This is a genomic window from Microcystis sp. M_QC_C_20170808_M9Col (genome assembly GCF_007095495.1).
Taxonomy (GTDB): Bacteria; Cyanobacteriota; Cyanobacteriia; order Cyanobacteriales; family Microcystaceae; genus Microcystis; species Microcystis aeruginosa.
Genome location: NZ_SFBZ01000032.1, coordinates 1 through 13,361, shown reverse-complemented (window position 1 = coordinate 13,361; position 13,361 = coordinate 1). Strand labels below are relative to the sequence as shown.

15 protein-coding genes and 1 pseudogene are annotated in these 13,361 nt (G+C 41.9%); 11 read left to right on the top strand and 5 right to left on the bottom strand.

Annotated features, from left to right (window positions below; all coding sequences use genetic code 11):
- Window positions 1–329: 329 nt before the first annotated feature.
- Window positions 330–2,948 carry an ATP-dependent chaperone ClpB gene (gene clpB / locus EWV68_RS02245; RefSeq protein WP_287168670.1) on the bottom strand — a complete coding sequence of 873 codons (2,619 nt, stop codon included), beginning with the start codon at window positions 2,946–2,948 and terminating at the stop codon, window positions 330–332.
- Window positions 2,949–3,388: 440 nt separating this feature from the next.
- Window positions 3,389–5,290: a thiamine pyrophosphate-binding protein gene (locus EWV68_RS02240; protein ID WP_287168668.1), complete on the bottom strand. Its 1,902-nt coding sequence runs from the start codon at window positions 5,288–5,290 to the stop codon at window positions 3,389–3,391.
- A gap of 404 nt (window positions 5,291–5,694) precedes the next feature.
- Here EWV68_RS02240 and EWV68_RS02235 point away from each other — a divergent pair, with 404 nt between their 5' ends.
- The 3 genes from EWV68_RS02235 to EWV68_RS02225 all read left to right on the top strand — a co-directional run bounded on the left by EWV68_RS02235 (window position 5,695) and on the right by EWV68_RS02225 (window position 7,654).
- Entirely contained in the window at window positions 5,695–5,958 is a 264-nt protein-coding gene (locus EWV68_RS02235; RefSeq protein ID WP_002797289.1) for a HypC/HybG/HupF family hydrogenase formation chaperone, read from the top strand.
- 141 nt (window positions 5,959–6,099) lie between these two features.
- On the top strand, window positions 6,100–7,209 hold the full coding sequence (hypD, locus tag EWV68_RS02230) for a hydrogenase formation protein HypD (protein WP_287168666.1): 1,110 nt from the start codon (window positions 6,100–6,102) through the stop codon (window positions 7,207–7,209).
- A gap of 91 nt (window positions 7,210–7,300) precedes the next feature.
- Window positions 7,301–7,654, top strand: coding sequence for a hypothetical protein (locus tag EWV68_RS02225; protein WP_061431726.1), 354 nt, complete (start codon window positions 7,301–7,303; stop codon window positions 7,652–7,654).
- Here EWV68_RS02225 and EWV68_RS02220 read toward each other — a convergent pair.
- Window positions 7,651–8,148: an HNH endonuclease gene (locus EWV68_RS02220; protein ID WP_061431488.1), complete on the bottom strand. Its 498-nt coding sequence runs from the start codon at window positions 8,146–8,148 to the stop codon at window positions 7,651–7,653. The genes EWV68_RS02225 and EWV68_RS02220 overlap by 4 nt on opposite strands.
- Before the next feature lie 492 nt (window positions 8,149–8,640).
- On the opposite strand from EWV68_RS02220, the gene EWV68_RS02215 reads away from it, so the two are divergent.
- Entirely contained in the window at window positions 8,641–8,859 is a 219-nt protein-coding gene (locus EWV68_RS02215; RefSeq protein WP_004163690.1) for a type II toxin-antitoxin system HicB family antitoxin, read from the top strand.
- A complete protein-coding gene (locus tag EWV68_RS02210) occupies window positions 8,856–9,035 on the top strand; it encodes a type II toxin-antitoxin system HicA family toxin (RefSeq protein ID WP_002782277.1) in 180 nt (59 codons plus the stop codon). The genes EWV68_RS02215 and EWV68_RS02210 overlap by 4 nt, the downstream gene beginning before the upstream one ends.
- A 162-nt stretch (window positions 9,036–9,197) precedes the next feature.
- Here the strand turns inward: EWV68_RS02210 and EWV68_RS02205 are convergent, their stop codons facing one another.
- On the bottom strand, window positions 9,198–9,422 hold the full coding sequence (locus tag EWV68_RS02205) for a hypothetical protein (RefSeq protein WP_061431489.1): 225 nt from the start codon (window positions 9,420–9,422) through the stop codon (window positions 9,198–9,200).
- Window positions 9,400–9,687 carry a BrnT family toxin gene (locus EWV68_RS02200; RefSeq protein ID WP_061431490.1) on the bottom strand — a complete coding sequence of 96 codons (288 nt, stop codon included), beginning with the start codon at window positions 9,685–9,687 and terminating at the stop codon, window positions 9,400–9,402. Before EWV68_RS02200 ends, EWV68_RS02205 begins: the two co-directional genes overlap by 23 nt.
- A 202-nt stretch (window positions 9,688–9,889) precedes the next feature.
- On the opposite strand from EWV68_RS02200, the gene tumA reads away from it, so the two are divergent.
- The 6 genes and pseudogenes from tumA (at window position 9,890) to EWV68_RS02170 (ending at window position 12,624) form a co-directional block, all read left to right on the top strand.
- Complete coding sequence (gene tumA, locus EWV68_RS02195; protein WP_061431491.1) at window positions 9,890–10,132, top strand: antitoxin TumA; 243 nt, start codon at window positions 9,890–9,892, stop codon at window positions 10,130–10,132.
- Between the two features lie 121 nt (window positions 10,133–10,253).
- A pseudogene (gene tumE / locus EWV68_RS02190) lies at window positions 10,254–10,493 on the top strand (toxin TumE); the annotation flags it as partial.
- 324 nt (window positions 10,494–10,817) lie between these two features.
- Window positions 10,818–11,099 (top strand): hypothetical protein, encoded by a 282-nt coding sequence (locus EWV68_RS02185; protein ID WP_061431492.1) that lies wholly within the window; start codon window positions 10,818–10,820, stop codon window positions 11,097–11,099.
- Window position 11,100: 1 nt separating this feature from the next.
- Window positions 11,101–11,310: a DUF2283 domain-containing protein gene (locus EWV68_RS02180; protein WP_223211798.1), complete on the top strand. Its 210-nt coding sequence runs from the start codon at window positions 11,101–11,103 to the stop codon at window positions 11,308–11,310.
- A 442-nt stretch (window positions 11,311–11,752) separates the two neighbouring features.
- Window positions 11,753–11,947, top strand: a complete 195-nt coding sequence (locus EWV68_RS02175) for an NAD(P)H dehydrogenase subunit NdhS (protein ID WP_002759298.1) — start codon at window positions 11,753–11,755, stop codon at window positions 11,945–11,947.
- 2 nt (window positions 11,948–11,949) lie between these two features.
- Entirely contained in the window at window positions 11,950–12,624 is a 675-nt protein-coding gene (locus tag EWV68_RS02170; RefSeq protein ID WP_002759297.1) for an HAS-barrel domain-containing protein, read from the top strand.
- The last annotated feature ends 737 nt before the right edge of the window (window positions 12,625–13,361 follow it).

Sequence of the window (13,361 nt, the reverse complement as noted above, 5' to 3'; positions counted from 1 at the left end):
TGTGGGGTGTGGGGTGTGGGGTGTGGGGTGTGGGGTGTGGGGAAGTGGGGTTTTATCGATTTTCAGGTGGTCAACTACCTAATTTTCAGGGAAAAAGTACCTGAATTTTCCCCCCAATCCCTCCAATGGTCGGCAATTTTTGAGAGAAAAAAAGTCTAAAATTTTCGGTCAGCAAAAAAGGCTCAAACCATTACGGGACAAAGGGTTAACCTCGATTTATGATTTTCCTTGATCTATCTGAGTTTCAGCGATTTTGGGCTTCTCGAAGTAAATCCCAAGCGGGGATTGGAGTTGAGGCTTTTCTCGATTTGTTTTTTGTCTAAGTCCCATTAAGCAGTTACTACTTGGGAAGCTAACCGTTTAAAGGTCAATCTTTCATCGGCCACATCGACAAAAATCGTGTCTCCCCCTTTGAATTCGCCGCGCAGAATTGCCTTAGCGATCGGAGTTTCCACATATCTTTGTACTGCCCGTTTTAGGGGTCGCGCACCGTACACTGGATCGTAACCAATTTCTGCTAGATAATCGAGGGCAATATCGGCAAATTTCAGGGCTAATTTTTGTTCGATCAAGCGAGCGCTGAGATTGCCTATTTGTAGTTTGACAATCGATCGCAGTTGCGCTTTTTGTAAACTATGGAAAATGATCGTTTCATCAATACGATTGAGGAATTCGGGACGGAAACTATTCCGCATTGCTTCCATCACCCGGGCCTGCATTTCCTCGTAACGAGACTCATCACCGGCCACGTCTAAAATGTATTGAGAACCGATATTACTGGTCATAATAATGATGGTATTTTTGAAATCAACCAGATGACCTTGAGAGTCGGTTAAGCGCCCATCGTCAAGGATTTGTAACATAACGTTAAAAACGTCGGGATGGGCTTTTTCAATCTCATCAAAGAGGATGACAGAGTAGGGACGACGCCGGATTGCCTCGGTTAGTTGTCCCCCTTCATCGTAGCCGACGTATCCCGGAGGCGCGCCCATGAGACGGGAAACGCTGTGTTTTTCCATGTATTCCGACATATCGATGCGAACTAGAGCCTCTTCGGTGTCAAAGAGATTGCGCGCTAAAGCTTTCGCCAATTCTGTCTTGCCAACACCCGTCGGACCGAGGAAAATAAAGCTGGCCGTGGGACGGTGGGGGTCCGATAAACCGGCGCGGGAACGTTGAATCGCTTCGGCTACGGCTGTGACCGCTTCCTCTTGACCGATGACACTTTCGTGTAATTCCTCTTCCAGATTGAGGAGTTTTTCTTTTTCCGATTCGATTAATTTATTGAGAGGAATTCCCGTCCATTTCGAGATAATTTCGGCGATATCCGATTCGAGAACTTCTTCTCTTAATAAACTTTTGCCGGTGGTTTGTTTGTCGGCCAATTGAGTTTCTATGGCGGACATTTGCCGCTGCAGATCGGTTAATTTTCCGAACTTTAATTCCGCGGCACGATTATAATCATAATCTCGTTCGGCCTGTTGAATTTCCAGATTAACTTGTTCGATCGCTTCTTTAACCCCACGAACTTGATCGATAATCTCTTTTTCCCCTTGCCATTGGGCATTTAATCCCGATTGTTCTTCCTTGAGGTTAGCCAGTTCTTTTTCTAACTTTTCTAACCGTTCTCGCGAAGCTGGATCGTATTCCCTTTGTAGAGAAAGTCTTTCCATTTCTAACTGGAGAATTTTGCGATCAATTTCATCGAGTTCTTCTGGTTTAGAAGTGATTTCCATCTTCAATTTTGCCGCCGCTTCATCAACTAAATCAATGGCCTTGTCTGGCAAAAAGCGATCGCTAATATAACGATTAGAAAGCAGTGCCGCTGCCACTAAAGCATTATCGGCAATTTTCACCCCATGATGCACCTCATAACGTTCTTTGAGACCGCGAAGAATCGAAATAGTATCGACCACATTTGGTTCATCCACTAAAACCTCTTGGAAGCGTCTTTCTAACGCCGCATCTTTTTCGATATATTTGCGGTACTCATCGAGGGTAGTGGCCCCAATACAACGCAATTCACCCCGGGCTAACATTGGTTTTAATAAATTGCCCGCATCCATTGCCCCTTGAGTGGCTCCCGCACCGACAACGGTATGAATTTCATCAATAAACATGATGATATTGCCTTGGGAATCGGTGACTTCCTTGAGGACAGCTTTTAATCTTTCCTCAAATTCTCCGCGATATTTTGCTCCCGCAATTAAGCCTCCTAAATCGAGAGAAATGAGAGTCCGGTCTAACAGAGATTCTGGCACATCACGGTTAATAATCCGCTGGGCTAATCCTTCGACAATGGCCGTTTTTCCTACTCCCGGTTCCCCGATTAAAACTGGGTTATTTTTAGTCCGACGCGAGAGAATCTGAATGGTGCGACGGATTTCGTCATCCCGTCCAATTACGGGATCTAATTTACCTTCCCGTGCCAATTGGGTGAGATCCCGTCCGTATTTTTCTAGGGCCTCGTATTTGCCTTCTGGATTCTGATCGGTCACTTTTTGACTACCTCTGACTTGTTGAATAATTTCTTTGAGTTTGTTTTCCGTAAGTCCGAATTCTTGAAAAATATTTTTACCGAAGCGATCATCTTTAGCGTAACCTAAAATTAAATGCTCGATCGAGATAAAGTCATCTCCAAATTCTCGACGATAATTTTCCGCTCGATCGAGTAAACTATCTAAACTACGACCTAAATAAATCGAGTCGCCGGGGTTAGAGATTTTCGGTTGACGACGGATAAAATCATCGGTGCGATCCCGCAAACGGGCTAGACTAATATTAGCTTTACTAAAGACACTGCCCGCTAATCCCTCCTGTTCCAGTAGGGCTTTCATTAGATGTTCGCTTTCGATTTGTTGCTGACTGTTCTGTTTGGCAATGTCCGGCGTTTTGACGATTGCCTCCCAAGCTTTTTCTGTAAATTGTTGTGGATTGGTTGGCTGCATTTTCTATAAGAGATTACTTTTATACCCTTGAGACTATTCTAGATTGACCGGTTTGTTGGCTTCTAGGGGCTTACCGTACCTAGTTAAGGGGGATTTCCCCTCAATGGTGCGATTTAAGCCGCTAAAGTTGATCAGCTGTAATGGATTTAAACTGCTTCTGGGAAATTTTAGTACAAATGTTCAATCTCTCAACCAAGCTAAAATCTTAATTATTAAAGATGTCCACTGATTACTGATTACTGATTACTGTTCACAAGGGCCGAATCTAAAACCTAAGTAGGGAGGCACAATTATTTGTAGGATGGGTTAGCGGTAGCGTAACCGATGCAGGCGTTGGGTTTCATGCTTCAACCCAACCTACGTTCTGATGACTGTTTACTAATTACTGTTTACTGATAACTGATAACTGATAACTGATTAATTCCCCCCTAAAATACTCTCTAAGCGATTAAAGATTTAACTTTACTAATGATACCAACTGGGTCAATACCTTGGTGGGGGAACTGTTCCCATAAACCGCCACAACCTTCGTGGTGAGTACCGATATAGGCGTATTTAGGAGTTAAACCGCGTTCGAGTAACCAAGAACCATAACGGCTACCTAAACCCGTGCGACGGTTAAATGCTTCTACCACTAAAACAAAGGGAGAACTACCAACTTTAGCAATAATTTCTTCATCCACTACATTGAGAGTCGGTTTATTAATTAAACCCACGTCAATACCTTCTTGTTTTAAGCGTTCCACTGCATCTACAGCGCGGTATAAACCATCTCCAAAGCTGATGATATAACCGGCAGTGCCTTCCCGAATTACTTCATCTTTTCCAGGGACAAAGGTATAACCATCGCCAAAGAAATTATGACCGTTAGTATCAAGAATATTGGGAGTTTTAGAACGAGTCGAGAAGATAAAACGTAAACCGGGTTGATGGAAAGTTGCCTCGACACAAGCGGTCATTTGTGCCGCATCGGCCGGGAAATAAAGACGGGTTTCGTAACCGTCATCCAGTCCATTATCGGCAAAGAAATTATTCAAACCAAAGTGACAGGTATTATCCGCCATGTCATCGATACCGGAATGGGAAAAATGACATAAAAGATTAGAATAATTCAAACGCGCCATGGTGATTTCAGAAATACACATTTCTAGAAAAGCGGCAAAGGTGGCGAAAATTCCCTGTTTACCTTTTTCCATACCAAAACCAGCGGCTGCCGAAAGATTGCCCCGTTCCATAATACCGGAAGGAATAAACACTTCGGGATGTTTATCGTGGATAATTTTCAGACCGCAGGAACCCTCTAAATCGCTATCTACTACTAATACCTTAGCCTTGCGTTCTTCCTCGCTCATTTTGCCTAAAAGACTGACTACTGCTTCGCCGAAAACGTTGCGGTTAGAACCCCATTTATCCCCAGAACCGAGGAATTTATAGTCATTAGAAGGCTTCTTAATACTGTTGAGATATTCCACGGCGGCACTGTGTCCTTTTGCCTCTAAATATTTCAAAGCCAAGGGTACAGAAATCACATCATGACCGTGGTTAGAACCTTCTAAACCTTCAATACCGGGACACATGGGACGTTTATTAATAATCGCAATCGGGCCAGGAGTATTAATTGCTTCACAGATATTGCGATACAAACTATCGATATCTTCCCCATCTCCCACTAACACTTTTAGACCATGGCCAACGAGAGTTTTGGCCACATCATAACCGGGTAAATATTTGGAAGGATTACCAGCAATCGTCACATCATTATCATCAATAATCAGCTTAACATTGATGTGTTGAGCCACGGCTAAACGGGCAGCTTCTGCGTCATTGCCTTCCTGTTGAGAACCATCGGAACCTAAACAAAAAACGGTTTTTCCGGGGTTAGCTAAAGCGACACCGTTAACGTAGGGCCACATATGTCCTAAACGGCCAGAACTAAATTTTACGCCTGGGGTTAATCCCAATTCCGGGTGTCCGGGGAGTTTAGAATTAGCCTCGCGGTAGTGCATTAATTGTTCTGGGGGTAAAGAACCTTCTAACGCAGACATGAGATATTGAGTACCGACGCGGTGTCCCGCTTCATCGAAGAAAATTGGTACAAATTGACTAGGTTGACTGCGGAAAAGAGCATCGAGAATCACCACTTCCGGGACGGTATCGTAGGGGCCGCCGGTGTGTCCACCCACACCCCGGGCCGCACCCGTGGCAGTAAAAAAGATGATAGCATCGCGACAGAGTTGGATATTGGCTTTTAGGGCGCTTCTTTGGTCGTCGGTGAGGGTGGGGTTACTGGGGTCGAGACTGATGGGTTTATAGGCAGTCAAATCGATGGGAAAGGCTGTCATTGTCGATTTTCCTTAATGTAGAGAAATAACTATAGTCAGGGAAATCATAGCCTAGAATGTCACCCGATCGATTGATTGAATAATTTCTTATCATAGATGTAGTCCTTAATACAAAAGTTTTACCCTTGTTGGGATATTGTCCACGGTCCGGGACAGGGGAAATCTTAAAAAAGATACGGGAAAAAAAGCTGTTCTTGAGGGCAATAGTCCAGAATGGCAGGTAAGAGCAAGTAAAAAGGATGACCTTTGACTCGGTTTTCCTTTTCGGGAGCCAGTCGTCGGGAGTCGATACCAAATTAGCTTATACTTCATCTTTATGAGAAGGGCTGTCAGTTGATATTACTGCAATCTCTACCCAAAAAATCAGCCCATAATTAACAAAAACTAGATTTAAGGTAAAAACTATGTGTTTAGGCATACCGGGACAAATTACGGCAATTATTGATGAAAACCATCATCTGGCTCTCGTCGATGTGGGGGGTGTAAAAAGAGAAGTAAATATCGCTTGCATTGTTGATGAAGACCATCCTGCTAATACTTGTGTAGGCGATTGGGTATTAGTTCATGTGGGTTTTGCCATGAATCGAATTGATGAAGATGAGGCGCAAGAAACCTTAAATTTATTAACACAATTATTGGAATTAGAGGAAGAATTTAATCATAATTAATGTTCTTAATTAGTTAGCCACCAATTAATTCTGTTGTCTATCTTAAGAAATATAAATTACGGCAATTATTACTGACGACCGACGACTGGCTCCACAATTAACTTTACTTTTGTCCAACCACTTATAGAGAGAAAGCTTGTTATGAAATACGTTGATGAATTTCGTGATCCGGTTAAAGCGGCAGGATTAATTCAACAAATTGAACAATTATCGATAAGAATCTCTGAAAAGCGGGAAAAAGTTACTAAAATTATGGAGGTTTGTGGAGGTCATACCCACTCAATTTTTAGATACGGTATCGAGGCAATACTTCCGGAAACTATCGAATTAATTCACGGCCCCGGATGTCCCGTTTGTGTAATGCCACGAGGTCGTTTAGATGATGCCATTTTTCTCGCACAACAACCGAACGTAATTCTGACAACTTTTGGCGATACTATGCGTGTCCCCGGTTCCCATTTGAGTCTGCTGCAAGCACGAGCAAAAGGGGATGATATTCGCATGGTTTATTCTCCTCGCGATGCCTTAAAAATTGCCAGAGAAAATCTCGATAAAGAAGTAATATTTCTAGCATTAGGTTTTGAAACAACCGTTCCTAGCACAGCTTTAACTGTTTTAGAAGCGCAAAGAGATGGTATCACTAATTTTAGTTTATTTTCTAATCATGTGGTGATTATTCCCGCTCTGAAAGCTTTGTTAGATAACCCAGATTTACAGTTAGACGGTTTTGTTGGTCCTGGTCATGTTAGCATGGTAATTGGCACAGAACCCTATCAAGTTATTGCCCAAGAATATCATAAACCTGTGGTAGTTTCTGGGTTTGAACCTTTGGATATTCTCCAATCAATTTGGATGGTATTAAAACAATTAGATGAGCAGAGATGTGAGATCGAAAATCAGTACGATCGAGTGGTACAAAATCAAGGAAATAGAGTCGCTTTATCGGCAATCGACCAAGTTTTTGAACTGCGAGATCAGTTTGAATGGCGAGGTTTAGGAGAAATTGCTCAAGGAGGGTTAAAACTGCGAGATGAGTACAGTAATTTTGATGCGGAGAAGAAATTTACCCTACCCAATCAGCGTGTTAAAGATCACAAAGCCTGTCAGTGTGGCCAAATTCTTAAAGGTGTTTTAAAACCCTGGGAATGTAAAGTATTTGGGACTGCTTGTACTCCCGAACATCCCATCGGTACTTGTATGGTTTCTAGTGAAGGTGCTTGTGCCGCTTATTATAAGTATGGCAGAAATTAGTAAATTTTTTTTACTGATTAGGTTCCTTTCTGGTGAGGAAACGCTAGAATTCTCACCAGAAGAAATTAACAATCTCTCGGTGATAAAAAAGATGAAAATCAAAAATAATCTGGGTTTATTTGGCTTAACTACCTCTGTGCTGCTAGTTATCGCTTCGGAAATTGTTCTTGCTTCCCAAGAACAAACCCTAGAACTGCAACCAAGTCAACCCCCCAGCGCCGATTTTTTCAAACCCGTCACCAATCTAATTAAAGATTTAAACAATCAGGGAGTAACTATCACCGATCCCAATGATCCCATGGCGGTGCGCTACCGAGTCAATTCCCCCTGTCGCGGTTGTGCGGTTTATCTAGGCACGGGAGTTGCCAATCCTCGCACCCAGACTAATAATAATGGCATGGGAATCAATTTTGGTCTTGGTTTCACCATGCCCTTCTCACCCTAAATGCCGATGACATATTTACGCCATTCGTGATTGTGATTCTCCCTAGTGTGCTTTAATAGCTCAAAGTGGAGACTGCTGTAGGGACGACGGGGTTGGGCGTGCAGGGACATATTGGCCTCTTTTGGTGTACGATTGCCTTTATGCACATTACAACGCACACAAGCCGCCACTAAATTCTCCCAGGTATCACCCCCTCCGCGAGAACGGGGAATCACATGATCGATGGTTAATTGTTCACCTCGGTAGAGACAGTATTGACAGGTGTGATGGTCTCGTTCGAGAATATTACGACGGGTTAAAGGCATTTCCTTGTAGGGAACACGGACGTATTGCCTAAGACGGATAACAGAAGGCAAGGGTAAGTCACGACAAACCACTTTTCCGTTATGTTCTAGGGATTCAGCTTTTCCTTTCAACAATAAAACGATTGCGCGCCGCCAACTGGTAATATTTAGCGGTTCGTAGGAGGCATTCAACACGAGAACCTTGCTCATAGGTGTCTGGAGATCGCTTGAATTTACCCCGAATGGTAGCACAGATCACTGGGATTGGAACCTATTATTCTAAATCCGTTGAGTATAGATCTGGTAGGGTGCGTTAGGCGGCGATAATCTCTGATAAAAAAACAAATTAACAATCGGCTGTAACACATCAACTTTATTATTAAATTGGTGCGTTACGACGGATTGCTATTGCGATCGCCGCTCTTGTAGGTTGGGTGATCGGTACTCAACCCAACATCATCCCCATGATGCTCTAATCTTGTGTCGTTTCGAGAAGCCCAAAATCGCTGAAACCCCGATAGATCAAGGAAAATCATAAATCGAGGTTAACCCTTTGTCCCGTAATGGTTTGAGCCTTTTTTGCTGACCGAAAACGCCTAAGTCCCAATATTTTGATTGAGAGTGCGATGTTGAAGGCACTGCGTGGCAGCACGCTAATTCATAAATTATCGAATAATTCATAAATTATCAAAGGAGATTGTCATGAAAGGAGAATTCACCGCCATCATTGAAGCAGCAACAGAAGGGGGATACTGGGCGATTTGTCCTGAAGTCCTAGGTGCAAATGGTCAAGGAGAAACCATTGAAGAAGCCAAAGAAAGCTTAAAAAGTGCTATTCAACTAATTTTTGAAGATCGTTTGGCTGATATTCGTCGAGGACTACCGAAAGAGGCGATCGAGGAGACAATTTCCATTCCATGAAACGTCAAGAATTAGAAAAAAAGTTGCGGAAAGCTGGTTGTTATCTTAAGCGAGAGGGTGCTTCTCATTCTCTTTGGATTAACCCTCAAACTGGGGTCATTGAAGCTGTACCACGACATACAGAAATCAAAGAGTTTTTAGCACAAAAAATTCTCAGAAACCTGAATGCCCAATAGTGCGATGCCGAAGGCACTGCCTAGCAGTACGCCGATCTGGTAGGGTGCGTGTTTACGGCGATAATCTCTGATAAAAACTCAAATTAACAATCCGCGCCCCACGCACCAACTTTATGATTAAATTGGTGCGTTAATAACGCACCCTACAAGATTACTGTTAACTTATTTTTCAGGAATAGCAGATAGGATAGCTCGAAGTGCTTTGTTTACATCTTCAGAATTTTTGAAAACTTTAGCGACATCTGGTTCTAAGGTTACAGTTATTTTTGTCTCATTTACCTGAGAGGAAAAACGATTAGGATGAGCCTTATTATAATTAAAATTATATTCAGGAAGTAGGTCTTCTTGTAAATTTGGGTTGGTTTCAGAATCCTGTGTATTTTTCATAGTCTTGGCGTTCCTTTTTGGTTGTTAAACGTGCGCTGATAATACGAATCATTTGATTTCTTTCAGTAAAACAAACTACTAAAAGGCGATTCTTGTCATCGTGTCCGATAATAATTTCTCGTTTTTCACCGACCGAATGCCACTCATCATCAAAAATGTAGGCTAGAGGATATCGAAAAACAGCCTTGGCTTCTTCAAAATTGATGCCATGCTTTTTGAGATTAAGTTTTGCCTTAGAGTTATCCCACTCAAATTGTAAGTTCATAAACTCAATTATAGCTTGTCGGGTGCGTGTTTGCGGCTACCAATTCTGATAAAAAACCAAAATTAACAATCCGCGCCCCACGCACCAACTTTATGATTAAATTGGTGCGTTACGCTTACGCGCTTCGCACCCTAGGATTTATGTTTTTGTTTGAGCGCAATCATTTATAATCAAAATATCATTATTTTGGAGTAAAAGAAAAATGCGTAAACAGACCATTCAATATACATCATCTTTAGATGCTTTGATTGCTGTTGCCAAACGACTTAGCGTCTATGAGAACCAACATAAAATGGATTCCGAAGATTTTTATAACGAATACAATCAGGGAATATTGTCAGATGATATAATATTTATAGAGTGGGCAAACGATTATCGTCATTACCTTGCTTTGCGTCAAGAATTAGAACAAAGATTAAATCATGCTGCTTCAACTTTTATCTGATTACCTCAATCAAGTAGAGCAAGCAATTGTGCAGTGTAAAAATGCTTATGTAGAACGTTATTAAGAAGAAATAATGACATCACACAGAGCTAATTTAAGAATTAGGTGACGTTTCAAGCAGACCCATTTATTAGAAATAAACGAAGCTGTAGTAATCACAGACAATTACTTAGAATTCCTAGATTATCGTTACCATTTCCAAGATGAAAAAAACAACCTAGTTTTTCGTTATGATAATACCCCTCACTTTCCCAATCTCTCTACTTTTACCCATCACAAGCATTTCCCAAACGATGTAATTAGTTGTCAAAAACCTGAAATTACTCAAGTCTTAAAAGAAGCAACAGAGTTATTGAGGTAAATAAAATGTATTTAATGCGATCGCTGATCTTGTAGGGTGCGTTAGGCGGTTACCAATTCGGTAAAAACACCAACTTTATCATTCTGTGTTACCGAATAAGATATAATTGGGAAGGTGAAAATAGTGCGATGCCGAAGGCACTGCCTAGCAGTACGCCGATCTTGTCGGGTGCGTTCCCTGAAACCTTTGCGACTGCGACATGATGTGATATTGGGGAACGCACCACCCTTAAGGTTATGGTTTCGGTTGGTTGCGGTGTTGGGGGTTTGGGAAGGAGAATTTAGATTAAAATAGATAACAGATAATTAGCAAAGTCTGCTCATAATGCCGAATATTATCTGGTCGGATTACTTACAATATCGAGCCAAACTGAGAGGATTTGAACTTGCTAAAATAGAAGAGATTCTCAAATACTCTGGAGAAAGGTACTACGATACTGAAACGGGTCGTCTTATTGCCGTAGGCAAGCATGATAATCGTTTAGTAATTATTCCTTATGAATACGATGATAATTTTATAACTCCTGTCACCATTCATGCGACAACACGCCAACAAATTCGATTTCGCCTAACAACTGGGAGATATACTATCCATGAGCAAACCTAAAATGAGATACTTTGAACAAGAAGACATTCTTCATTTAACTATTTCTGATGAACCAGAAGCTAACAGTGTAGAAATTAATCCAAATATTACGGCTGAACTTAATGATTTAGGAGAATTAATTGGTCTAGAGATTACTAATGCTAGTTCTTTTATCCGAGATTCAATTTTAGAGTCAACCCAAGGAAAAATATTAAATTTGTCCCCCCAATGACTTATTGAGTGCGATGCCGAAGGCACTGCCTAGCAGTACGCCGATCTTGTAGGGTGTGTTAGACGGCGATTATCTTTGATAAAAAACTCAAATTAACAATCCGCACCCCACGCACTAACTTTATTATTAAATTGGTGCGTTACGCTATCGAAAAGCTCACTCTACGAGTTAGTGCGCTCGCCTGTGGCTGGGGTTGAGGGTTGAATAGAGCAAATTATAAATAAAGCAAAATCGATGAGAACCATTCCCTTAACTTTAGAACAGCTTATTTAAGCAGTACAGCAATTGTCGCCTGATCAACGAATTGCGATCGCCTGATCGGGTAGAGAACAGGGACGTATTGCCTAAGACGGATAACAGAAGGTAGGGGTAAGTCACGACTCCCTGATCACTAATTTTTGATAAGCTAAAAGACAGTAATTATAATTTCGTCGTCAATCCTATGATTTTGCCAGGTAGTACCGTTCGAGTCACCAATCCCGATGATACCTACTATAAATTTGAAGGTTTAGCCCAGCGTTTAAGCGATGGGAAAGTGGCCGTTCTTTTTGAGGGGGGCAACTGGGATAAGTTAGTCACCTTTAATCTCTCGGAATTAGAAGAAGTAATTATTGCCCCGGCTAAAGGCAAAAAATAACCATGCGTCCACCCTTACCGCAATTGGCCACGGATAACCGCCATCCCGATCATATCGCCGAAGTTATCGAGACGACGACGACCGAGTTTTTGGCGCAATGTTTGGAACCAGAGGAGTTAAACTTTCCTTTTATGCCTGCTTTTGGTAGTTGGGTAAAAGCCTACGATGAAGAAACGGGTAATAAGATTTTTGGGATTGTCACCTTTGCCACCACTGCCCCCATCGATTCGGTACATCGCGCTAGAGCTTTGGGGTTATCTTTGGCTGAATTGCGGGAACAACAGCCGCAGATTTTCGCTATGTTAAAAACGGAATTTCGGGCAACTATTGTCGGTTTTGAAACCTTACCCGGACAATTTAATGGCAATGGTGCCGGTCGAGGTTATATCTATCAATATATTCCTCCCCGACCCCCACAAATTCATCAGGCGGTTTATCAATGTGAGTCGTTAGAAGTGGTTTATTTTAGTGAACAATTAGACTTTTTACGAATTTTATTACAGGTCAAAAATACTCCCGTGGAAGCTTTGGCAGCTGCTTCTATCCGTCAGATGTATCAATTGCGTCAAGCCGATCGACAATGGTTAGTGAATGTGGGCAGACAGTTAAGTGTTTTACTTAAGGATGATTATGATCGCTTGCGTTATATTCTCAGTCAAATTCATATTAGTCCTTAGATGATTCGGCTTTGCTGATTTTAATTATGAATTGTCTTCTGAGCAATTCTTCAAACTCCGAACCAAGTTAACTTGTGGATACTTTGCACAATTAGCATTCATATCTGGATTGCTGCAAAGCCGATTATCTTCAAGCATTGTAACGGCTAAATCGCCCTAGGTTGTCTCTTCGTTCAGTAAATGAATAGCGTTGTCCATCAAGCATTGGATGTTCCCTTTGCAGCAATCAGAAGCTCCGACAATGCCTGCACTGCTGCGCTATCGGTTTGAGGCGACCATAGCACGGCTTCAGTGGATGCCAGTTGCTCAAGCAGTACATTTTCCGGATCAGGTTCTCTAGTTGGTTCTAGGCTGCATCCCTCTTCTTTGGCGACTGCTAGGAGCAGAAAGTGAATGAGTCGAAGCTTATCTTGGTGAGATAACTGATTAACTGTGGGCAACAGTTGACTGAGTGACATATTGTTGACTCTGGAGAATACTTCTCTCCATTATAGGTTCGATTCTCGGCGTTGCTGATTTATAATTATGAATTGTCCCCTAGGCAATTCTTAAAACTGGGGAACAGGCGTTCGTTATGTATATATTATACATATAGGTTATGTATATATTGATTGTATATATAACCCACATTCCGCACCCTAAAGTGTCACATTGAAAATTTTATCTAAATCGTCAAAACGATTGCCGGCTCTGAATTACAGGCTAATTTGTTTGCCCAGCAGATGCACAATTAGCCC